The organism is Spiribacter sp. SSL99 (genome assembly GCF_009805925.1).
Classification (GTDB): Bacteria; Pseudomonadota; Gammaproteobacteria; order Nitrococcales; family Nitrococcaceae; genus Spiribacter; species Spiribacter roseus.
On record NZ_MAOM01000011.1, the window covers coordinates 312,756 to 329,386 of the forward strand.

Annotated in this window: 15 protein-coding genes; 8 read left to right on the forward strand and 7 right to left on the reverse strand. The window is 66.5% G+C overall.

Annotated features, from left to right (window positions below; all coding sequences use genetic code 11):
• Positions 1–40: 40 nt before the first annotated feature.
• From uvrB to nadC, 5 genes are all read left to right on the forward strand, one after another.
• Positions 41–2,074, forward strand: a complete 2,034-nt coding sequence (uvrB, locus tag BA899_RS03400; RefSeq protein WP_148121842.1) for an excinuclease ABC subunit UvrB — start codon at positions 41–43, stop codon at positions 2,072–2,074.
• The gene (locus BA899_RS03405; protein ID WP_144347625.1) at positions 2,071–3,060 is read left to right on the forward strand and encodes a hypothetical protein; all 990 of its coding nucleotides are present in this window, start codon (positions 2,071–2,073) and stop codon (positions 3,058–3,060) included. The genes uvrB and BA899_RS03405 overlap by 4 nt, the downstream gene beginning before the upstream one ends.
• 92 nt (positions 3,061–3,152) lie before the next feature.
• Positions 3,153–4,127 (forward strand): quinolinate synthase NadA, encoded by a 975-nt coding sequence (nadA, locus tag BA899_RS03410; protein WP_159299711.1) that lies wholly within the window; start codon positions 3,153–3,155, stop codon positions 4,125–4,127.
• Positions 4,127–5,689 carry an L-aspartate oxidase gene (locus tag BA899_RS03415; protein WP_200833035.1) on the forward strand — a complete coding sequence of 521 codons (1,563 nt, stop codon included), beginning with the start codon at positions 4,127–4,129 and terminating at the stop codon, positions 5,687–5,689. Before nadA ends, BA899_RS03415 begins: the two co-directional genes overlap by 1 nt.
• Before the next feature lie 5 nt (positions 5,690–5,694).
• A complete protein-coding gene (gene nadC, locus BA899_RS03420; protein WP_200833036.1) occupies positions 5,695–6,546 on the forward strand; it encodes a carboxylating nicotinate-nucleotide diphosphorylase in 852 nt (283 codons plus the stop codon).
• Here the strand turns inward: nadC and dld are convergent, their stop codons facing one another.
• The 5 genes from dld to BA899_RS03445 form a co-directional block, all read right to left on the reverse strand.
• A complete protein-coding gene (dld, locus tag BA899_RS03425; RefSeq protein WP_159299713.1) occupies positions 6,547–8,241 on the reverse strand; it encodes a D-lactate dehydrogenase in 1,695 nt (564 codons plus the stop codon).
• A 22-nt stretch (positions 8,242–8,263) separates the two neighbouring features.
• Positions 8,264–9,430, reverse strand: coding sequence for an alpha-hydroxy acid oxidase (locus BA899_RS03430; RefSeq protein ID WP_159299714.1), 1,167 nt, complete (start codon positions 9,428–9,430; stop codon positions 8,264–8,266).
• Between the two features lies 1 nt (position 9,431).
• Complete coding sequence (locus BA899_RS03435) at positions 9,432–11,261, reverse strand: L-lactate permease (RefSeq protein ID WP_159299715.1); 1,830 nt, start codon at positions 11,259–11,261, stop codon at positions 9,432–9,434.
• Positions 11,262–11,370: 109 nt separating this feature from the next.
• Positions 11,371–12,117 (reverse strand): ZIP family metal transporter, encoded by a 747-nt coding sequence (locus BA899_RS03440; protein ID WP_110883023.1) that lies wholly within the window; start codon positions 12,115–12,117, stop codon positions 11,371–11,373.
• A gap of 106 nt (positions 12,118–12,223) precedes the next feature.
• Positions 12,224–12,877, reverse strand: a complete 654-nt coding sequence (locus BA899_RS03445; RefSeq protein WP_159299716.1) for a hypothetical protein — start codon at positions 12,875–12,877, stop codon at positions 12,224–12,226.
• Between the two features lie 63 nt (positions 12,878–12,940).
• On the opposite strand from BA899_RS03445, the gene BA899_RS03450 reads away from it, so the two are divergent.
• Positions 12,941–14,011 carry an alpha/beta fold hydrolase gene (locus BA899_RS03450; RefSeq protein WP_235013286.1) on the forward strand — a complete coding sequence of 357 codons (1,071 nt, stop codon included), beginning with the start codon at positions 12,941–12,943 and terminating at the stop codon, positions 14,009–14,011.
• Between the two features lie 11 nt (positions 14,012–14,022).
• Here the strand turns inward: BA899_RS03450 and BA899_RS03455 are convergent, their stop codons facing one another.
• Together BA899_RS03455 and BA899_RS03460 are read right to left on the reverse strand one after the other, a co-directional pair.
• Positions 14,023–14,334 carry a transcriptional regulator gene (locus tag BA899_RS03455; protein WP_069134304.1) on the reverse strand — a complete coding sequence of 104 codons (312 nt, stop codon included), beginning with the start codon at positions 14,332–14,334 and terminating at the stop codon, positions 14,023–14,025.
• Positions 14,335–14,338: 4 nt separating this feature from the next.
• A complete protein-coding gene (locus BA899_RS03460) occupies positions 14,339–15,319 on the reverse strand; it encodes a sodium-dependent bicarbonate transport family permease (RefSeq protein WP_069134303.1) in 981 nt (326 codons plus the stop codon).
• A 190-nt stretch (positions 15,320–15,509) separates the two neighbouring features.
• Here BA899_RS03460 and BA899_RS03465 point away from each other — a divergent pair, with 190 nt between their 5' ends.
• The gene (locus BA899_RS03465; RefSeq protein ID WP_200833037.1) at positions 15,510–15,734 is read left to right on the forward strand and encodes a hypothetical protein; all 225 of its coding nucleotides are present in this window, start codon (positions 15,510–15,512) and stop codon (positions 15,732–15,734) included.
• A gap of 16 nt (positions 15,735–15,750) precedes the next feature.
• Complete coding sequence (locus BA899_RS03470) at positions 15,751–16,590, forward strand: methyltransferase domain-containing protein (protein WP_159299717.1); 840 nt, start codon at positions 15,751–15,753, stop codon at positions 16,588–16,590.
• Positions 16,591–16,631 lie beyond the last annotated feature (41 nt).

Below are 16,631 nucleotides of genomic sequence, written 5' to 3' on the forward strand. Positions count from 1 at the left end.
GCCGCGATGATACGCCAAACATGACAGGGCCTGCATTGCCATGACTGACGAGACACTGCGTTTTCAGCTGCAGAGTGACTTCGAGCCCGCCGGTGATCAGCCGGCGGCCATCGAGACCCTCGCCAACAGCCTGCACGCCGGCCACCCGCATCAGACCCTGCTGGGGGTAACCGGGTCGGGCAAGACCTTCACCATGGCCAGCCTGATCGCCAAAGAGCAGCGCCCGGCGGTGGTGCTCGCGCCCAACAAGACCCTGGCCGCGCAGCTCTACGGCGAAATGAAGGCGTTTTTCCCCAACAACGCCGTCGAGTATTTCGTCTCGTACTACGACTACTACCAGCCCGAGGCCTATGTGCCGTCCTCGGACACTTTCATCGAGAAGGATGCCTCGGTGAACGAGCACATCGAGCAGATGCGCCTGTCGGCCACCAAGGCGATCATCGAGCGCCGCGACACCATCATCGTCGCGTCGGTGTCCTCGATCTACGGGCTGGGTGACCCCACCGCCTATCTCGAAATGGTGCTGCATCTCGAGGTGGGGGAGTCCGTCGATCAGCGCCGGATCCTGCGCCGGCTGGCGCAGTTGCAGTACGCGCGCAATGACTATGACTTCGCCCGCGGCAACTATCGGGCCCGGGGCGATGTCATCGATATCTTCCCGGCCGAGTCCGAGGACGAAGCGGTGCGCGTCGAGCTGTTTGATGACGAGATCGAAAGCCTCGCCTGGTTCGACCCGCTGACCGGCGAGGTCCTGCGTCGGGTCCAGCGGCTGACCGTCTATCCCAAATCCCACTATGTCACGCCCCGCGACACGGTGCTGAGCGCGGTGGAGAAGATCAAGGTCGAGTTGAAGGAGCGCCTCGAGCAGCTCCAGGGCGCCGGCAAACTGCTCGAGGCCCAGCGCCTTGAGCAACGCACCCGCTTTGACCTGGAAATGATGCAGGAGCTTGGCTACTGCAACGGCATCGAGAACTACTCGCGCTATCTGTCGGGACGCGGGCCGGGCGAGGCGCCGCCGTGCCTGTTCGACTATGTGCCGGATGACGCCATGCTGTTCATCGATGAATCGCATGTCACGGTTTCGCAGGTGGGCGGCATGTACCGCGGCGACCGGGCCCGTAAGGAGACGCTGGTGGAGTATGGCTTCCGGCTGCCTTCGGCACTCGACAACCGGCCCCTGAAGTTCGAGGAGTTCGATACCATCGCGCCGCAGCGCATCTATATCTCGGCGACGCCCGGGCCCTATGAAAAGCAGCATTCCTCGGCGGTTGCCGAACAGGTGGTGCGGCCCACCGGCCTGGTGGATCCGGCCATCGACGTGCGCCCGGCCAGCACGCAGGTCGATGATGTGCTCGGCGAGATCAATGAGCGCAGCCGGGCTGGCGAGCGCGTGCTGGTGACCACGCTCACCAAGCGCATGGCCGAAGATCTCACCGAATACCTGGCGGAAAACGGCGTCCGGGTTCGCTACCTGCACTCGGATATCGACACCGTCGAGCGCACCGAAATCATCCGCGACCTGCGGTTGGGGGCCTTTGACGTGCTGGTGGGCATCAACCTGCTGCGCGAGGGACTGGATATCCCGGAGGTTTCACTGGTGGCCATCCTCGATGCCGACAAGGAGGGCTTCCTGCGCGCGGAGCGCTCCCTGATCCAGACCATCGGCCGGGCGGCGCGGAACGTCAACGGTCAGGCCATCCTGTATGGCGATCAGATGACCGATTCGATGAAAAAGGCCATCGACGAGACCGAACGACGGCGCGAGAAACAGATCGCCCACAACGAGGAACATGGCATCACGCCCCAGGGCATCCAGAAGGCCATCGCCGATGTCATGGAGCGGGGCGGGGCGAGCGCGCCGGACAGTGCCGAGCACTACGCGCAGGTTGCCGACGAGGCCAAGGCCTATGCCGATCTGAGCACCGCCCAGGCGGTCAAGCGCATCAAGGAGCTGGAGCAGAAGATGCACCAGCACGCCCGCAACCTCGAGTTCGAGGAAGCCGGCAAGCTGCGTGACGAGGTCAAGCGGCTGCAGCGTCATGCGCTGGGTGAACCCGACCGGGACAGTGCGTGATCGAGCTCGACCAGCGCGCCAGTCCCGCCACGGTCGATCTGACGGCGGTCATCGTCGCCATGATTGACGGCGAGCCCTGCATCCTGACCGTCCAGTCCGGGCCGGGTGAGCCCGATACGTTGCCCTGCGGGCCCCTGCAGCCCGATCACCGGACACTCCAGGCGGGCCTGCGCAGCTGGGTGGAGTACCAGACCGGGCTGCGGCTCGGTTACATGGAGCAGCTCTATACCTTTGCCGACCGCAACCGGGCCGGCGGCGATGACGGCCCGCCGGAACAGGACGTTCGCCCCGTCTCGGTGGCCTATCTGGCCCTGGTTCACGACGCTGATCCGCAGACCGGTCGCGCGACGGCCTGGCAGCCCTGGTATGACTATCTGCCCTGGGAGGACTGGCGCACCCAGCGCCCGCCGGTGGTCGATCGACTGCTCGCGGCGCTGGCCGACTGGCGGGATCAGGCGCCCAGCGCGCCCAAACGCCGGCGGCGGGCCGAACGGCTGCGCCTGACCTTTGCCAATGGCTCGACGCCCTGGGACGAGGAGCGCTCGCTGGAGCGTTATGAGCTGCTCTATGGCGCGCGGCTGGTGGCGGAGGCGTGGCACGACGAGGGCGCCGAGCCACCGGAATCCGTGGCGACGCGCGTTGATCAATCCATGGCGACGGATCACCGCCGCATTCTGGCAACGGCCATGGGCCGGCTGCGGGGCAAGATCAAATACCGCCCGTTGCTCTTTGAGCTGATGCCGCCCACTTTCACCCTGCTGCAGTTGCAGCGCACCGCCGAGGCACTGTCCGGGACGCGGCTGCACAAGCAGAACTTCCGCCGCCTGGTGGAGCGCCAGCAGCTGGTCGAGGCCACGGGCCAGCATGAAACCCGCACCGGCGGGCGGCCCGCAAGGCTGATGCGGTTTCGACCAGCCGTCACCCTCGAGCGCCCGGCCCCGGGGGTGGGCATCAAGACGGGCAGTCGCAGCACCCACCGCTATTGATTGAACTCTGCCCGCGGGCTTATGCTCCAACTCAGCATAAGCGGGATTTTGTTGACGCCAATAATGCTCAGATCGAGCATAAGGAGCGGTTCATGGCAGAGGTAATGGAGCAGACGGCGGCGGCCGAGCAGCGTTTGAAGGACGTGATTCCGCCCATCGAATGGCCCGCGCTGGAGCCCGACATCGATGCCATTCACCGCCTCAAGGCTGAACGCAACGCCGTCATTCTGGCCCACAACTATCAGACCCCCGAGATCTTCCACGGCGTCGCGGATATTGTCGGCGATTCACTGGCGCTGGCGCGCCGGGCGGCCGAGACCGATGCCGATGTCATCGTCCAGGCCGGGGTGCACTTCATGGCGGAGACCTCGAAGCTGCTCTGCCCCGAGAAGACCGTGCTGATTCCGGATCTGGCGGCGGGCTGTTCGCTGGCCGAATCGATCACCGCCGCCGATGTGCGGGCACTGCGCGAACGCCATCCCGGGGTGCCGGTGGTCACCTACGTGAACACCTCCGCGGCGGTGAAGGCGGAATCGGATATCTGCGTGACCTCGGGCAACGCCGTGGCCGTGGTGGAGTCACTCGGTGTCGACCGGGTGATCTTTCTGCCGGATGAGTACCTTGCCCACTATGTCGCGCTGCAGACCGATGTCCAGATCATTGCCTGGCAGGGCCACTGCGAGGTGCACGAGCGGTTCACCGGCGACGAGATCCGCGCCTACCGCCAGGCCCACGATGACCTGATGGTCATCGCCCATCCCGAGTGCCCGCCGGATGTGCTCGACGCCGCCGACCAGGTGGGCTCGACCGCGCAGATGATCCACGCGGTCAAGACCCGCCAGCCGCGACGGGTGTTGATGGTCACCGAGTGCTCGATGAGCGATAACGTGGCGGCTGAAGTGCCCGAGGTGGAATTCGTGCGGCCCTGTAACCTGTGTCCGCACATGAAGCGCATTACCCTGCCAAAGATCCGCCAGGCGCTGGAGCAGCTTGCCCCGCGCGTCGAGATTGACTCCGGCGTGGCGGATCGCGCCCGTCAGGCGGTCACACGGATGCTGGCGGTCTAGTGAGTCGGGTCGCAGCCACGTCACCCCCAGTGATTGTCGTGGGGGCGGGGATCGCCGGGCTGGCGACGGCGCTACGGCTTGCACCGCTGCCGGTGCGGGTCCTGACCGCCGGTGCCCTGCGCGAGAACACCGCCACGGCCTGGGCGCAGGGCGGCATTGCCGCCGCGCTGGGCCATGACGATGCCCCGGCCCTGCATCAGGCGGATACCGAGGCCGCCGGCGCCGGACTGGTGGATCCGGCGGTTGCCCGGGCGGTCACGGCGGCCGCACCCGAGTGTCTCGCGCAGCTCGAGCGGTGGGGCGCGCGCTTTGATCGCACCCCCCAGGGCGACTGGGCGCTGGGCCTGGAGGGCGCGCATCGCCGGCGCCGGGTCGTGCATGTCGGCGGCGACGGCAGTGGTGTGGCGATCCTCAACGCGCTGATCCAGCAGGTCCGTTCCACGCCGTCCATTACCGTGTCCGAGAATACGCCGGTCAACGGCCTGCTGGCCGACGCCGGCGGCGTCCATGGCGTACGACTGGCGGAGGGGGCATTGCCGGGCCGCGCCGTGGTGCTGGCCACCGGCGGGCTGAGTGGGCTTTACGCCGAGACCACCAACCCCCTGGGCGCCGTGGGCGCGGGCATTGCGATGGCGGCCCGCGCCGGCGCGGGCATCACGGATGCCGAGTTCGTTCAGTTTCATCCCACCGCCATGGCCGTGGGGCGCGATCCCATGCCGCTTGCCACCGAAGCGCTGCGCGGCGAGGGCGCGACCCTGGTCAATGGCGCTGGCGAGCGGTTGATGGCCGATACGCCGGGCGGTGATCTGGCGGCGCGCGATGTGATCGCCCGGCGGATCCATGCGGCGTTGGCGGCGGGCGACCGGGTCTATCTGGACGGGCGCCGCGCGATTGGCAGCGCCTTCGCCGAGCGCTATCCATCGGTGCATGCCGCCTGCCGCGCGGCCGGCATCGATCCGGCCACCGAGTTGATTCCGATCCGGCCGGCGGCCCACTACCACATGGGCGGCATCGCGGTTGATGACCGGGGACGGACTGACCTGCCTGGCCTCTGGGCCTGCGGCGAAGTGGCCTGCACCGGGCTCCACGGCGCCAATCGCCTGGCCAGCAATTCCCTGCTCGAGGGGCTGGTGTTCGCGCGTTGGATTGCCGAAGACGTTGCCGCATCGCCCGTCCGGTCAGTGCCGGATGCCGGCGATGGACCGACGCCGCGCACCGCAACGGTCCCCACCGCGCCACGGGTCGCACCGTGGATCCGGGCGTTGATGAGCCGCTCGGTCGGTGTGGTCCGGGACAACGACAGGCTGGCGCAGGCAATCGATGCCCTCTCGGCCGTGGCGTTTGATCGCGACGATCCGCAGCGCGACCATGCGCTGACCGCGCTTTTCGTTGCAACGGCGGCGCAGCGGCGCTGCGAGAGCCGGGGCGGGCATCTGCGCCGGGACTTTGCCGACACGCAGTCACCGCCGCCGGCCAGGCAGGCGCTGACGCTCGCCGCGCTGTGCCCGCAGCCGCCGGTGACCCACGAGCCGCTGGTAGCGGCAGGCGGGCCGGTCCGATGAGTCGTATGGCACTGACACAACCCGGCCTTGAACCGTTGATCCGGGCCGCACTTGCCGAGGATCTGGGCCGGGCGGGGGACATCACCAGCAATGCGGTCATCCCCGCCGATACCCCCATGGAGGGGGTCGTGCGCAGTCGCGAGGCCGGGCGAATCGCCGGAGCCGAGGCGGCGGCACTGGCCTTCAACCTAGTGGACGGGGCGGTGAACGTCGCCGTGGCACAGCCCGACGGGGCACGGGTCGAAGCCGGCACGACCGTGCTGTCGGTGGATGGTCCGGCCCACGCGATCCTCGCGGCGGAGCGTGTCGCCCTCAACCTGCTCTGTCATCTCAGTGGGATCGCCACCGCCACCGCAGCGCTGGTCGATGCGGTGGCGGACCGGCCCGCCCGCATCGCCTGCACCCGCAAGACCACGCCGGGCCTGCGGTCACTGGAAAAGCAGGCCGTGCGCGCCGGCGGTGGGGTCAATCACCGCTTTGGGCTCGATGATGCAATGCTCATCAAGGACAACCACATCGCCGTGGCCGGGGGGATTGCACCGGCACTGGCGCGGGCCCGCGCGGCGGCGGGGCATCTGGTGAAAATCGAGATCGAAGTCGACACCCTGGATCAGCTTGATGAGGCGCTCGCCGGCGGGGCGGATGCGGTCCTGCTGGATAATATGGACCCCGCCACGCTGGCGGCGGCCGTGCGGCGGGTTGATGGCCGCGCCGTCACCGAGGCCTCGGGCCGTGTCAGCCGCGACACCGTGGCCGCGGTGGCGGCCAGTGGTGTCGATATCATCTCGGTGGGTGCGCTGACCCACAGTGCGCCGATCCTCGACCTTGGCCTTGATGCCGAGCCCGCCGGGGCGTGATCAGCCCTCGGCGGGGCGGCCGTAGTAAGGATCGCGCGGCAGCTTGCCGACCCCGGGGTTGAAGGTGTTGGTCGGGTCGAGACGGCGGTAGAACGCGGCCAGCGGTGGCTTGGCCGGATACAGATGCCCGACATTATGCTCCGCCGGGTATTCCGCGCCCCGCGCATCGAGGATCTCGAGCATTTTCGCCTTGTGGGCCGCCACATCGGCGCCCTTGCGGAATACATAGTCCTGGTGGAACACGTTGCAGAAGAAATGCCCGTAGTAGAGCCGGTGCACCAGGTCGCGGCTGATCGATTCGGGCAGTTCCTCAAACCAGTCCCGATCGTTGCGCGCGAGGGCGATGTCCAGCGCCAGGATGTCCTCGACCTCGTCATGATGGATGGTCTGATAGCGCACACCCGCCCCGGCCGCCGCAAAGCGATGCAGCATCGCCCGCTCGGCCTCGTCCGCGGTGCAGCGGAACCACGCCTCGGGGAAGCACTCGTCAAGAAACTCCTCGGTCTCCTCGACCATGTCACCGTTCACCCGCAGGATCAGGTGATGCTCGAAGCGGTCGCGCCACTCCACCACCCGCGCCGGTAGCGGATCCGGCAGCAGCCGTGAGAGGCGCTGGAGGACGTGATCAGTGATCGGGTCGGGGAGCAGCGGCAGCGGGCGGAACAGCCGGTCGATGCGGTTTTTGAGGGCGAACGCCCTGGGTAGCCGCGCCGTGCCGAGTTTCTTGATGATCAGAAAGCTGTCCTTGCCGTAGCGCCGCGCCACGTCGAACAGCTCGCGGTGCAGGTACTCGGCGGTGATCGGCAGTCTGCTCGCCTCGCGCAGGAACCGCGCGCGGAACTGTGCGAGCTGCGCGGTATCGTTGCTGCCGATGTAGTAGGTGCGCACGTCCGACTCCTGCTCGAAGGTGTCCATGCGCACGGCGAACACCATGACCTTGCCGGCGCTGCCGGATACCCCGTAGAGCAGGCGCGGGTCGTTGTTGAATCGCGCCGCGCCGGGTTCATCGGCCCCGCGGATGATCTCGGGATAACCATCGTCGCTGGCCTTGCCGGCGTGCCAGTCCACGTCCTCGGGCCGGTAATCGCCGCGCTCGAGGCGATCGAGGATGGTCTCGGGGGTGTCACCGAGTGCCACTCCCAGCTCGTTGATCAGCTCAAGCTCACCGTGCGCGTTGACCCGGGCATAGACGGCGAGCTCGGTGTAGGCGGGCCCACGCCGGCAGAGTGCGCCCCCGGAGTTGTTGCAGACACCGCCCACCACGGTGGCGCCCAGCGACGTCGAGCCGATCACCGAATGCGGCTCACGCCCGTACGGCGCGAGGGTCTGGGTGAGCTCGAACAGCGTGGCCCCGGGCAGGGCGATGGCTTGCTCGGCGTCGCCGAGCAGCTGCAGACCTTTGATGCGCATCGCGTTGATGGCAACGGCCGGGCGGTCGTAGTGGTCCTTGGGGGTCGAGCCCTCGGTCAGGCCGGTGTTGGCCGCCTGAGGCACGATCACCGCGCCGGCCTCGACCGCCGCCTGAGTGCAGTGCCAGAGCTCGACCAGCGAGCCCGGATGTACCACCGCCACCACCTCGCCGCTGCCCGAGCGGTAGCCCGTGCGGTAAGGCCGCGTCGCCGCCTCGTCGGTCAGTACGTGTTCGGCGCCGGCGATCGCCGTCAGGCGCTCGATCATTGCCTGGGTCTGGCTCATGGATCTGTCCTCCCGGCCGCGTTCAGTCGGCCCAGCGTCCGGCAAAGTCCTCGGGCACATGCAGGATGTTGCGGTCGACGGCATTGATGTCGCGATGGCCACACAGCGCCATGGTCGTATCAAGCTCCTTATGCAGCACCTCGAGGGATCGGGTGACTCCCTCCTGGCCCATGGCGCCCAGGCCGTACACCCAGGCCCGGCCGATCATGACCCCGTCCGCCCCCAGCGCCAGGGCCTTGAGAATGTCCTGGCCCGAGCGGATGCCTGAGTCGAAGTACACCTCCATGCGATCACCCACCGCGGCGATGATATCCGGCAGCACCCGAATACTGCTGAGTGTCCCATCGAGCTGGCGTCCGCCGTGGTTGGATACGACGATGGCATCGGCCCCCAGTTCGGCGGCGCGTTCGGCATCCTCGCGGTTCATGATGCCCTTGAGCACCACCTTGCCACCCCACATGTCCATGAGTTGTTTGACCCGATCCCAGTCGAGGGAGTGATCGAACGCCTCGGCGGTCCAGGAGGACAGCGAGCTGGAATCGGTGACGCCCTGGGCATGACCGACCACATTGCCGAAGGTGCGCCGCCGGGCGCCCAGCATCTCCAGCCCCCACGACACCTTGGTGGCGAGATTGGCGATGGACTTGATGGTGAGCTTGGGCGGAGCGCTCAGCCCGTTTTTCAGGTCCTTATGGCGCTGGCCTTGCACCTGCAGGTCCAGCGTGATGACGATGGCCGAGCAGTTCGCCGCCCGGGCCCGCTCCATGAGCCGGCGCATGAAGTCATCATCGGACAGTGTGTAGACCTGGAACCAGAAAGGCCGGGTAGTTTCCGCCGCCACATCCTCGATCGAGCAGATGGACAGCGTCGAGAGCGTGAAGGGCACGCCGAAGTCCTCGGCCGCCTTGGCGGCGAGGATTTCGCCGTCCGCGTGCTGCATGCCGGTCAGGCCCACCGGGGCCAGTGCCACCGGCATGCTCATGGTCTCGCCAAGCATCTGGCTTTCGGTGGTGCGCCGGGTCATGTCGATGGCCACCCGCTGACGGAAATAGATCGACCGGAAGTCGCTGGTGTTCTCCTCGAACGTCTGCTCCGACCAGCTGCCGGTCTCGCAGTAGTCGTAGAACATCTTCGGCACCCGGCGCCGGTAGATGCGCTTCAGATCGTCAATGCAGGTGATAACCGCCACGTCATCGGCCTCCACGATTGGTGAGCATGAATGCCAGCACAACCCCCAGAAAACCGAGCCATCCGGCGTACCAGAAGTTCGTGCCACCGGTGATGATCGCCATTCCCAGCAGACCCGCGGCGATCATGTAATAGGCCATGGGGATCAGGGTCTTGCGGATGACATCGCCTTCCCGACCCAGCAGGCCCACGGTGGCGGACGCCGCGACCACGTTGTGCACGGTCACCATGTTGCCACCCGCGCCGCCGACCGCCTGGAGCGAGACGACCATCGAGGCGCCGAACGAACCCAGACCGATCTGCTCGGCCGTGGAGATCTGGAAGAACGAGAACATCATGTTGCTGATGGTGTTACTGCCCGCCAGGAAAGCACCCAGTCCGCCCACCGTGGGAGCGAACAGCGGCCACAGCTGGCCGGTCAGCGCAGCGACGCCCTGGGCAAGCATCTCGGGCATGCTCGCCACCTGATCGAGGGTGCCCATGGGGATGCCGCTGGCCAGTGCCGACTGAATGGCACCCACCGTGTCGTGGCCGTCCGGCGCGGAGTTGATGAACACCTGCACCATGGGCACCGCAAAGATCAGTGCCGAGCCGGCCGACACGATGGTCCGGCCGGCGGTCTTCCAGGCGCGGCCATAATCGCCATGGGTCCACATCTTGTGGAGAAAATAGGTGATCAGCGAGGTGACCAGCAGCACGAAGCCCGGCAGATACAACGGCTGCGAGGCGGCGGTAATGCCCGAGCCGAAGACGTTGGGGATCGCCAGGGTCACGGCATCGGCGCGCAGCGCATCGGTGACCGGCGGAATCACGCGGGTGATGACCAGCAGACCGGCAACGATGATGTAGGGCATCCACGCCTGCAGCTGCGAGAGCGGCTGGTTTTCGTCACGCGTGGGCTGCGTCGCATCCTGCAGCGAGCTGATCCACTCGGGCTGCCAGTGTTCGCGGGGCTCGAACTCGAAGGTGTCCTTGGGCAGAAACCAGCCGCGACGCGCCGCCGGGATGACGATGCCAAGCCCGATCAACCCGCCGATCAGTGCCGGGAACTCCGGACCCAGCAGGGCGGCGACGGCGTAGTAGGGCACCACAAACACGACGCCCGCGAACAAGGCGAATTTCCAGGCGCGCAGGCCTTCGACGAACGAGCGATTGGCGCCGAAAAAGCGCGTGAGCATGCCCACCATGATCAGCGGGATGAAAACCCCCACCAGCGCGTGGAGCAGCGCGACCTGCATGCCGATCTGGTCAAGGTACTGTGCATAGGGGATGCCGGCCGCCTCGACCATGCGATCGGTCACCGACTGGTCGGACAGCCCGGCGTTGACCCCGACGATGATCGGCGTGCCGATGGCGCCGAAGGAGACCGGCGTCGACTGGATGATCATCGCCGAGACCACCGCCGCCATGGCGGGAAACCCGAGGGCGACAAGCAGCGGCGCGGCGATGGCGGCGGGCGTGCCGAACCCCGAGGCGCCTTCGATCAGCGCGCCGAACAGCCAGGCAACGATGATGGCCTGGACGCGCCGGTCGGGCGAGATGTCCTCGAAACCCTTCTGTATCACGCTGATCGCGCCGCTCTCGCGGAGCGTGTAGAGCAACAGAATGGCGCCAAAGACGATGAAAAGGATGTTGAGGGCGGTAACGACCCCGTTGACCGATGCACCGGCCACGATATTCAGATCGGTCCCCCAGAAGCCAAGGGCCACGGCCACCGCGACGGCATAGGCCAGTGGCATGGCGTACTTCGCCGGCCAGCGCAGCATCACCAGGAAAACGGCGACGGTCACCAGCGGCAACAGCGCCATGAGAACGATCAGCGCCAGATTCATGGCCAATCTCCTCCAGTCAGACGTTCGTTTTTATGTCTTGTCAGTGCCCGCTGGGCACCTTACTCGGTCTCAGCGGGCATAGTCTGCAGATCCTGCGCACGGGCTGCAATCAATGCGGGATGAGCGTCTGGAAGGCGAACATCCCCATGAAGGCCAGCACGATGACGATACCGACGCCCGAGGCGGTCAGTCCCTTGTTGGCATCCGGGATCATCTCGGCAAAGACCATCCAGATCATCGCCCCGGCCGCCAGTCCCAGGCCAATGGGCAGGAACGGCTCGAACACCGACACGAACAGATAGGCGGGAATGGCCATCAGTGGCTGCGGCAGGCTTGAGAACACCGACCAGCCGGCCGCCTTCCACACCGATACGCCCCGCGGCACCAGGACCAGGGCGATGGCAAGCCCCTCGGGGATGTTGTGAATGGCGATGGCTGTGGTGATGAACACGCCCAGCTCCTCACCGCCACCATAGGCCACGCCCACGCCGATTCCCTCGGCGAAGGAATGGATGGTCATGATGCCGACGATCATCAGCGCCTTCCGGGCGTTGGCGCCCTGCAGGTCGCCAATGTCCGGGGTGTCATGCTGATCCACCCAGCGATCGGCCAACACCACCAGCACCAGGCCACTGCCGATGCCGATCAGGGTGCGCCAGGCGTCCAGGGTGTTGCCCTCGGAGACCAGGCTGTGACTGGCCGCCAGCATCAGCCCCCCGGCCATGGCCGCACCAATGGCCAGCCAGCGATCGCCGACCCGGTGCGCGAAGGCGAGGGGAAAGGCGCCGATCCCGGTGGTGATCGCGGTGATCAGCGCGGCGATGAACACGGTGAGTAGCGAGACTTCCATAGCCATGGGCGTCATCCTGAGGATTGCGTTATCAGTTTGGAACTATTGCAAATATGATAACGGACAGCTCAGGTGATCCGAGTGACGAAGTCACAGAGAAGGCAATCTCCGCTCACCCATCCAGGCGGATGAAAAACCCCGGGCCGGTCTGGTCAAAGCCCTCGCCGGCCTGGCGGAAGCTCACCGACCCATCGAGCCGGTCTTCGTAGACCAGATGCGCCTCGTCGGCCACGGCCGCCGACGGCGCGATGAGCCGGGATGAGCGTCCGGTGACCGTCATGACGGTGGGGTGGTATTGCGCCATATCCAGCTCGAAATTCACCGCGGCGAGCGCCTCACGCATCGCCTCAAACTGCTCCCCGGCCTGCAGGTTGACCCGATGGAGCCCGTTGAACGTGCGTGACTCGGTCAGCGAAAGGTAATAGGCATCACGCGCAGTGCGCGAGGTCCGCACCGGGATCTCGCCCTCAATCGTCACTTTCAGTCCCCCATCGACGTTCTCGCGTGAGAAATCCGAGATGTCCATGTACTGATCCAGTACGCTCCAGACATCGTCGACCTGCGCGCTCTGGCGGGTATTCAACGGGCGGTCATGGGTGAAAACGGCCTGGAGCTCGGCCACGACCTCGTTGCCCGCGAGCGCCGAGCGCAGCTGAGTGCTGTTGACGGTCAGTTCAACCTCATCCGCCCGGCAGCCGGCCAGCGCGATCGCCACGGCGCTCAGCATGAGAATGCGTCGGGTGCTGCGATGGATCATTGCGAGCAATGGACACCTCCAGTGGTGACTGCGTTTATCATGGTGACCCGTCATCCGGCACAGGGAGCCTTCGTGAAGCACGATACACGCCCAGGTCGTCTGGCGGCGATGATGGGCCTCGCGCTCACCACGGCCGTTACGGCGTCCGAGCCGGGGCTGCGCCTCGCCCCCGACGCGCTGCGCCAATCCCTCGAGCCGCCCACTGAGTCATTCAGCGTGCACAAGGCCACGCCGCATCGTCTGGTCACGCCGGATGATACCGCGCTGCCGCTGAGACGCTGGGGCCCGGCGCCCGAGGCCGGGGAATCACCCGAGGCGGTGGTGCTCGGGCTGCATGGATTCAACGATCATGCGGGTGCTTTTGTGGCCACCGCCGCAGCGCTCGTGCCAGAGGGCATTGCCGTGTACGCCTATGACCAGCGCGGCTTTGGCGCGACCGGGTCACGCGGTGACTGGCCCGGCACCGGCGCGTTGGTCAGCGACGCACGCTGGGCGTTGGGATCACTCCAGCGCCGCTACCCCGACACCCCCATCGTCGTGATGGGGTTGAGCATGGGCGCGGCCGTAGCGACACTCGCGCTGGACGATACGCCGATGCTCCAGCCGGAAGCGGCCGTGCTGGTCGGGCCGGCCTTCTGGGGCCGTTCGGCCATGCCCGGCTATCAGCGGTTCGCCCTGTGGGCCGCCGAAAGGATGGCGCCGGGGCTGCGGGTCAGCAACGAGTGGATCGGGATTGAGCCGAGCGATGAGCCAGCCGTGCTGCAGGCACTTGAGGCCGATCCGCGGTGGATTGGCGCCCCAACGCTTGAGGCGATTGCCGGCGTCAGTGATCTCATGGATCAGGCGCTCCGCGGCGCCTCCGGGTTCAATGGCCCCGCCACACTCATTCAGTACGGCACTGCGGATGAGGTCATTCCCCCGGCGGCGGTCTGCGCGCTGCTCCGGGCCCTGCCCGACGACGCGCCCTGGCGCACCGCCCTCTACCCCGAGGGTTATCACATGCTCACCCGCTATACCGGCGCTGCGGCCGTGCTTGCGGACATCCGCCGGTTCATCGCCGATCCGGATGCCGTGCTGCCGTCCGGCGAGGGGCTTGAGCCGGCCGCCGCCCGGCGGACTGTCTGTCAGTCAGCAGGCGGCTGAGGCGGCGGCGTTCAGAAGCGCTCGGCGCGCAGGACCTCGCAGTCGGCGACACTGACCACGCCAATATGGCGATCCACCACCTCAAAGGCGGCATCAAGCAGCGAGTCGACGCGCTCGGGGCGGACGATGCAGACCACGTTGACCATGCCCCCCGCCCGGCTGACCTGTCCCTCGCCGCTCCAGTGCCCGGACCGGCCCGAGCCACCAAGGACGGGCAGCACACTGAATCCGGTGACGCCCGCCTTGATGAGCGCCGCGCTCAGGCGGTCCTCCATGATCGACTCGATGATGATTTCGACGCGTTTTGCCTTGTGAGTCTGCATGGCATCAGCCTCCGGTCAGGGTCTGTGACAGGGCCAGATAGATCGGTATCCCCAGCGTCAGGTTGAACGGAAAGGTTACACCCAACGACAGGGTCAGGTAGATCGAGGGATTGGCCTCGGGCAGCGCCACGCGCATCGCGGCCGGCACGGCGATGTAGGAGGCCGACGCGGCGAGGGTCATGAACAGCAGGACGCCGCCGGTGCTCAGCCCCAGCGCCAGGCCGGCCGCCAGACCGAACAGCGAGCCGATCAGCGGCATGACCACCCCGAAGGCGAACAGCCCCGCCGTCAGGACCGACTTCGCCTCGCGCAGGCCGCGTCCGGCCACCAGTCCCATGTCGAGCAGGAACAGGCAGAGCACGCCCTGGAAGGGTTCCTCGATGAACGGGGCGATCATCGCCATGCCCTCGTCGCCGGTGATCCCGCCGATCAGAAACGATCCCACCAGCAGAACAATGGAGCCATTGAGCAGGATCTCACGGACCAGCCCCTGCTCCATTTCTCCGGACTGCTGGCCGGAGCGGGCGATGATCCACAGCGCCGATAGAATGGCCGGCGCCTCCATCACCGCGGCCACCGCGACCATGTAGCCCTCGGGCGAGAGCCCCGCCGACTCCGCCACCGAGGTGGCCGCGACGAAGGTCACGATCGAGATCGAGCCGTAATGCCCGGCGACGGCCGCGGCGTCGGTGACCGAGAGTCGCGACATCACCCGCAACAGGCCGAACGCCACCAGCGGGAGGACGAACGAGAGGATGATCCCGGCGACCAGCGAGAGCACCAGCGTGGCATCGACACCGTGATTGGCGACGCTCGCGCCGCCCTTGAAGCCGATCGCGAACAGCAGATAGATCGACAGGCCCTTGGCGATGGCTTCGGGGATGGACAGGTCCGATCGCGCGAAAGCCGCTGCGACGCCGAGCACAAAGAAAAGAATGATCGGCGAGGTGAGGTTGTCCGCCGCCAGCGCCAGGGTGCCTTCCATATCTGCCTCGTGGTTGTCTCAGGATCGGGCATCGTCTGAACCGTTGCGAAGCCTACCTGATTATGGGGTAACCGCCTATGCACAGGCACAGGGGCACAAGTAATCCCCTGGTACGATAGGATTAACGCTATGTGGATACAGCGCGACACCGGACTGGCCCGCGGGCGCGGGGGCCGACACTAATGGGGGAGTGATGATCGCCGATCGCAGTCTTTGGCTGGGGGTACTGCTGGGTCTGCTTGGCGGGGTGCGGGTCTGGAGCATGGCGGCGAGCGGTGCCGCGTCGCTGCCCCATATTCTGGCTGCGCTGACGGTGCTGGTGCCGCTGACCCTCTTCGGGGTGTTTCTACGCCGGGCATGGCCGGCTGGGCTGGCGCTCGCGATCGTGGTGGCGATTGAGCTGTCCCTGGCCTGAGCGACAGGAGACGATGATGAGTGAAAAACGCTACAGCGCCGCGGTCCAGACTGCGCATGATTACTACGATAGCGAGGACGCCGACAATTTCTATGCGCTTGTATGGGGCGGCGAGGACATCCATGTCGGTCTCTACGACCATCCGCAGGAGGCCATTGACACCGCAAGCCGTCGCAGTAATCAGGTCATGGCCGAGCTGACCCCCGGACTCAATGCCGATACACGGGTCATCGATCTGGGGTCAGGCTATGGGGGTGCGCTGCGCTACCTCGCCCGCCACTATGGCTGCTCAGGCGTCGGCCTGAATCTCAGCGCGCGGGAAAATGCGCGTGCACGGCGCCAGAATGCCGAGCAGGGCCTCGCCGAGCGCATCGAGATTGTCGGTGGCAATTTCGAAGACGTCCCTTACGCCGATGACAGTTTTGATGTCGTACGCTCGCAGGAGGCCTTTCTGCATAGTGGCGACCGGCGCCGCGTGATGGAGGAGGCGGTGCGTGTGCTGCGTCCGGGCGGAATCCTCATCTTCACCGACCCGATGCAGGCGGATGGCCGCAGCAATGAGGGGCTGCAGCCCATTCTTGATCGCCTGCACCTTGAATCGCTCGGTTCACCGGCTTTCTATCGAGACACGCTCGAAGCCCTCGGCCTTGAAGAACTCAACTTTGATCAGCGAGGCGACATGATCGCCGCGCATTACGGGCGGGTGCTTGAGGTCCTGACAGACGAAGAACCGCAGATCGCCCAGGCCGTGAGCACGGCGTACATCGAGCGCATGAAGCGCGGCCTGCAGCATTGGGTGGATGGGGGCCATCGCGGCGACCTGACCTGGGGCATTTTCGTTTTTCGTAAGCCCTGATCAGGGGTTGACCACAGCAGACTGCCGCTTTTGGCGCGGTA

Bases quoted from the DNA above. Each gene is read 5' to 3' on its own strand.
- dld (WP_159299713.1), bottom strand. From the start codon at position 8,241: ATGAGCCAGACCCAGGCAATGATCGAGCGCCTGACGGCGATCGCCGGC.
- BA899_RS03435 (WP_159299715.1), bottom strand. From the start codon at position 11,261: ATGAATCTGGCGCTGATCGTTCTCATGGCGCTGTTGCCGCTGGTGACC.
- BA899_RS03470 (WP_159299717.1), top strand. From the start codon at position 15,751: ATGAGTGAAAAACGCTACAGCGCCGCGGTCCAGACTGCGCATGATTAC.
- BA899_RS03440 (WP_110883023.1), bottom strand. From the start codon at position 12,117: ATGGCTATGGAAGTCTCGCTACTCACCGTGTTCATCGCCGCGCTGATC.
- nadA (WP_159299711.1), top strand. From the start codon at position 3,153: ATGGCAGAGGTAATGGAGCAGACGGCGGCGGCCGAGCAGCGTTTGAAG.
- BA899_RS03460 (WP_069134303.1), bottom strand. From the start codon at position 15,319: ATGGAAGGCACCCTGGCGCTGGCGGCGGACAACCTCACCTCGCCGATC.
- BA899_RS03455 (WP_069134304.1), bottom strand. From the start codon at position 14,334: ATGCAGACTCACAAGGCAAAACGCGTCGAAATCATCATCGAGTCGATC.
- nadC (WP_200833036.1), top strand. From the start codon at position 5,695: ATGGCACTGACACAACCCGGCCTTGAACCGTTGATCCGGGCCGCACTT.
- uvrB (WP_148121842.1), top strand. From the start codon at position 41: ATGACTGACGAGACACTGCGTTTTCAGCTGCAGAGTGACTTCGAGCCC.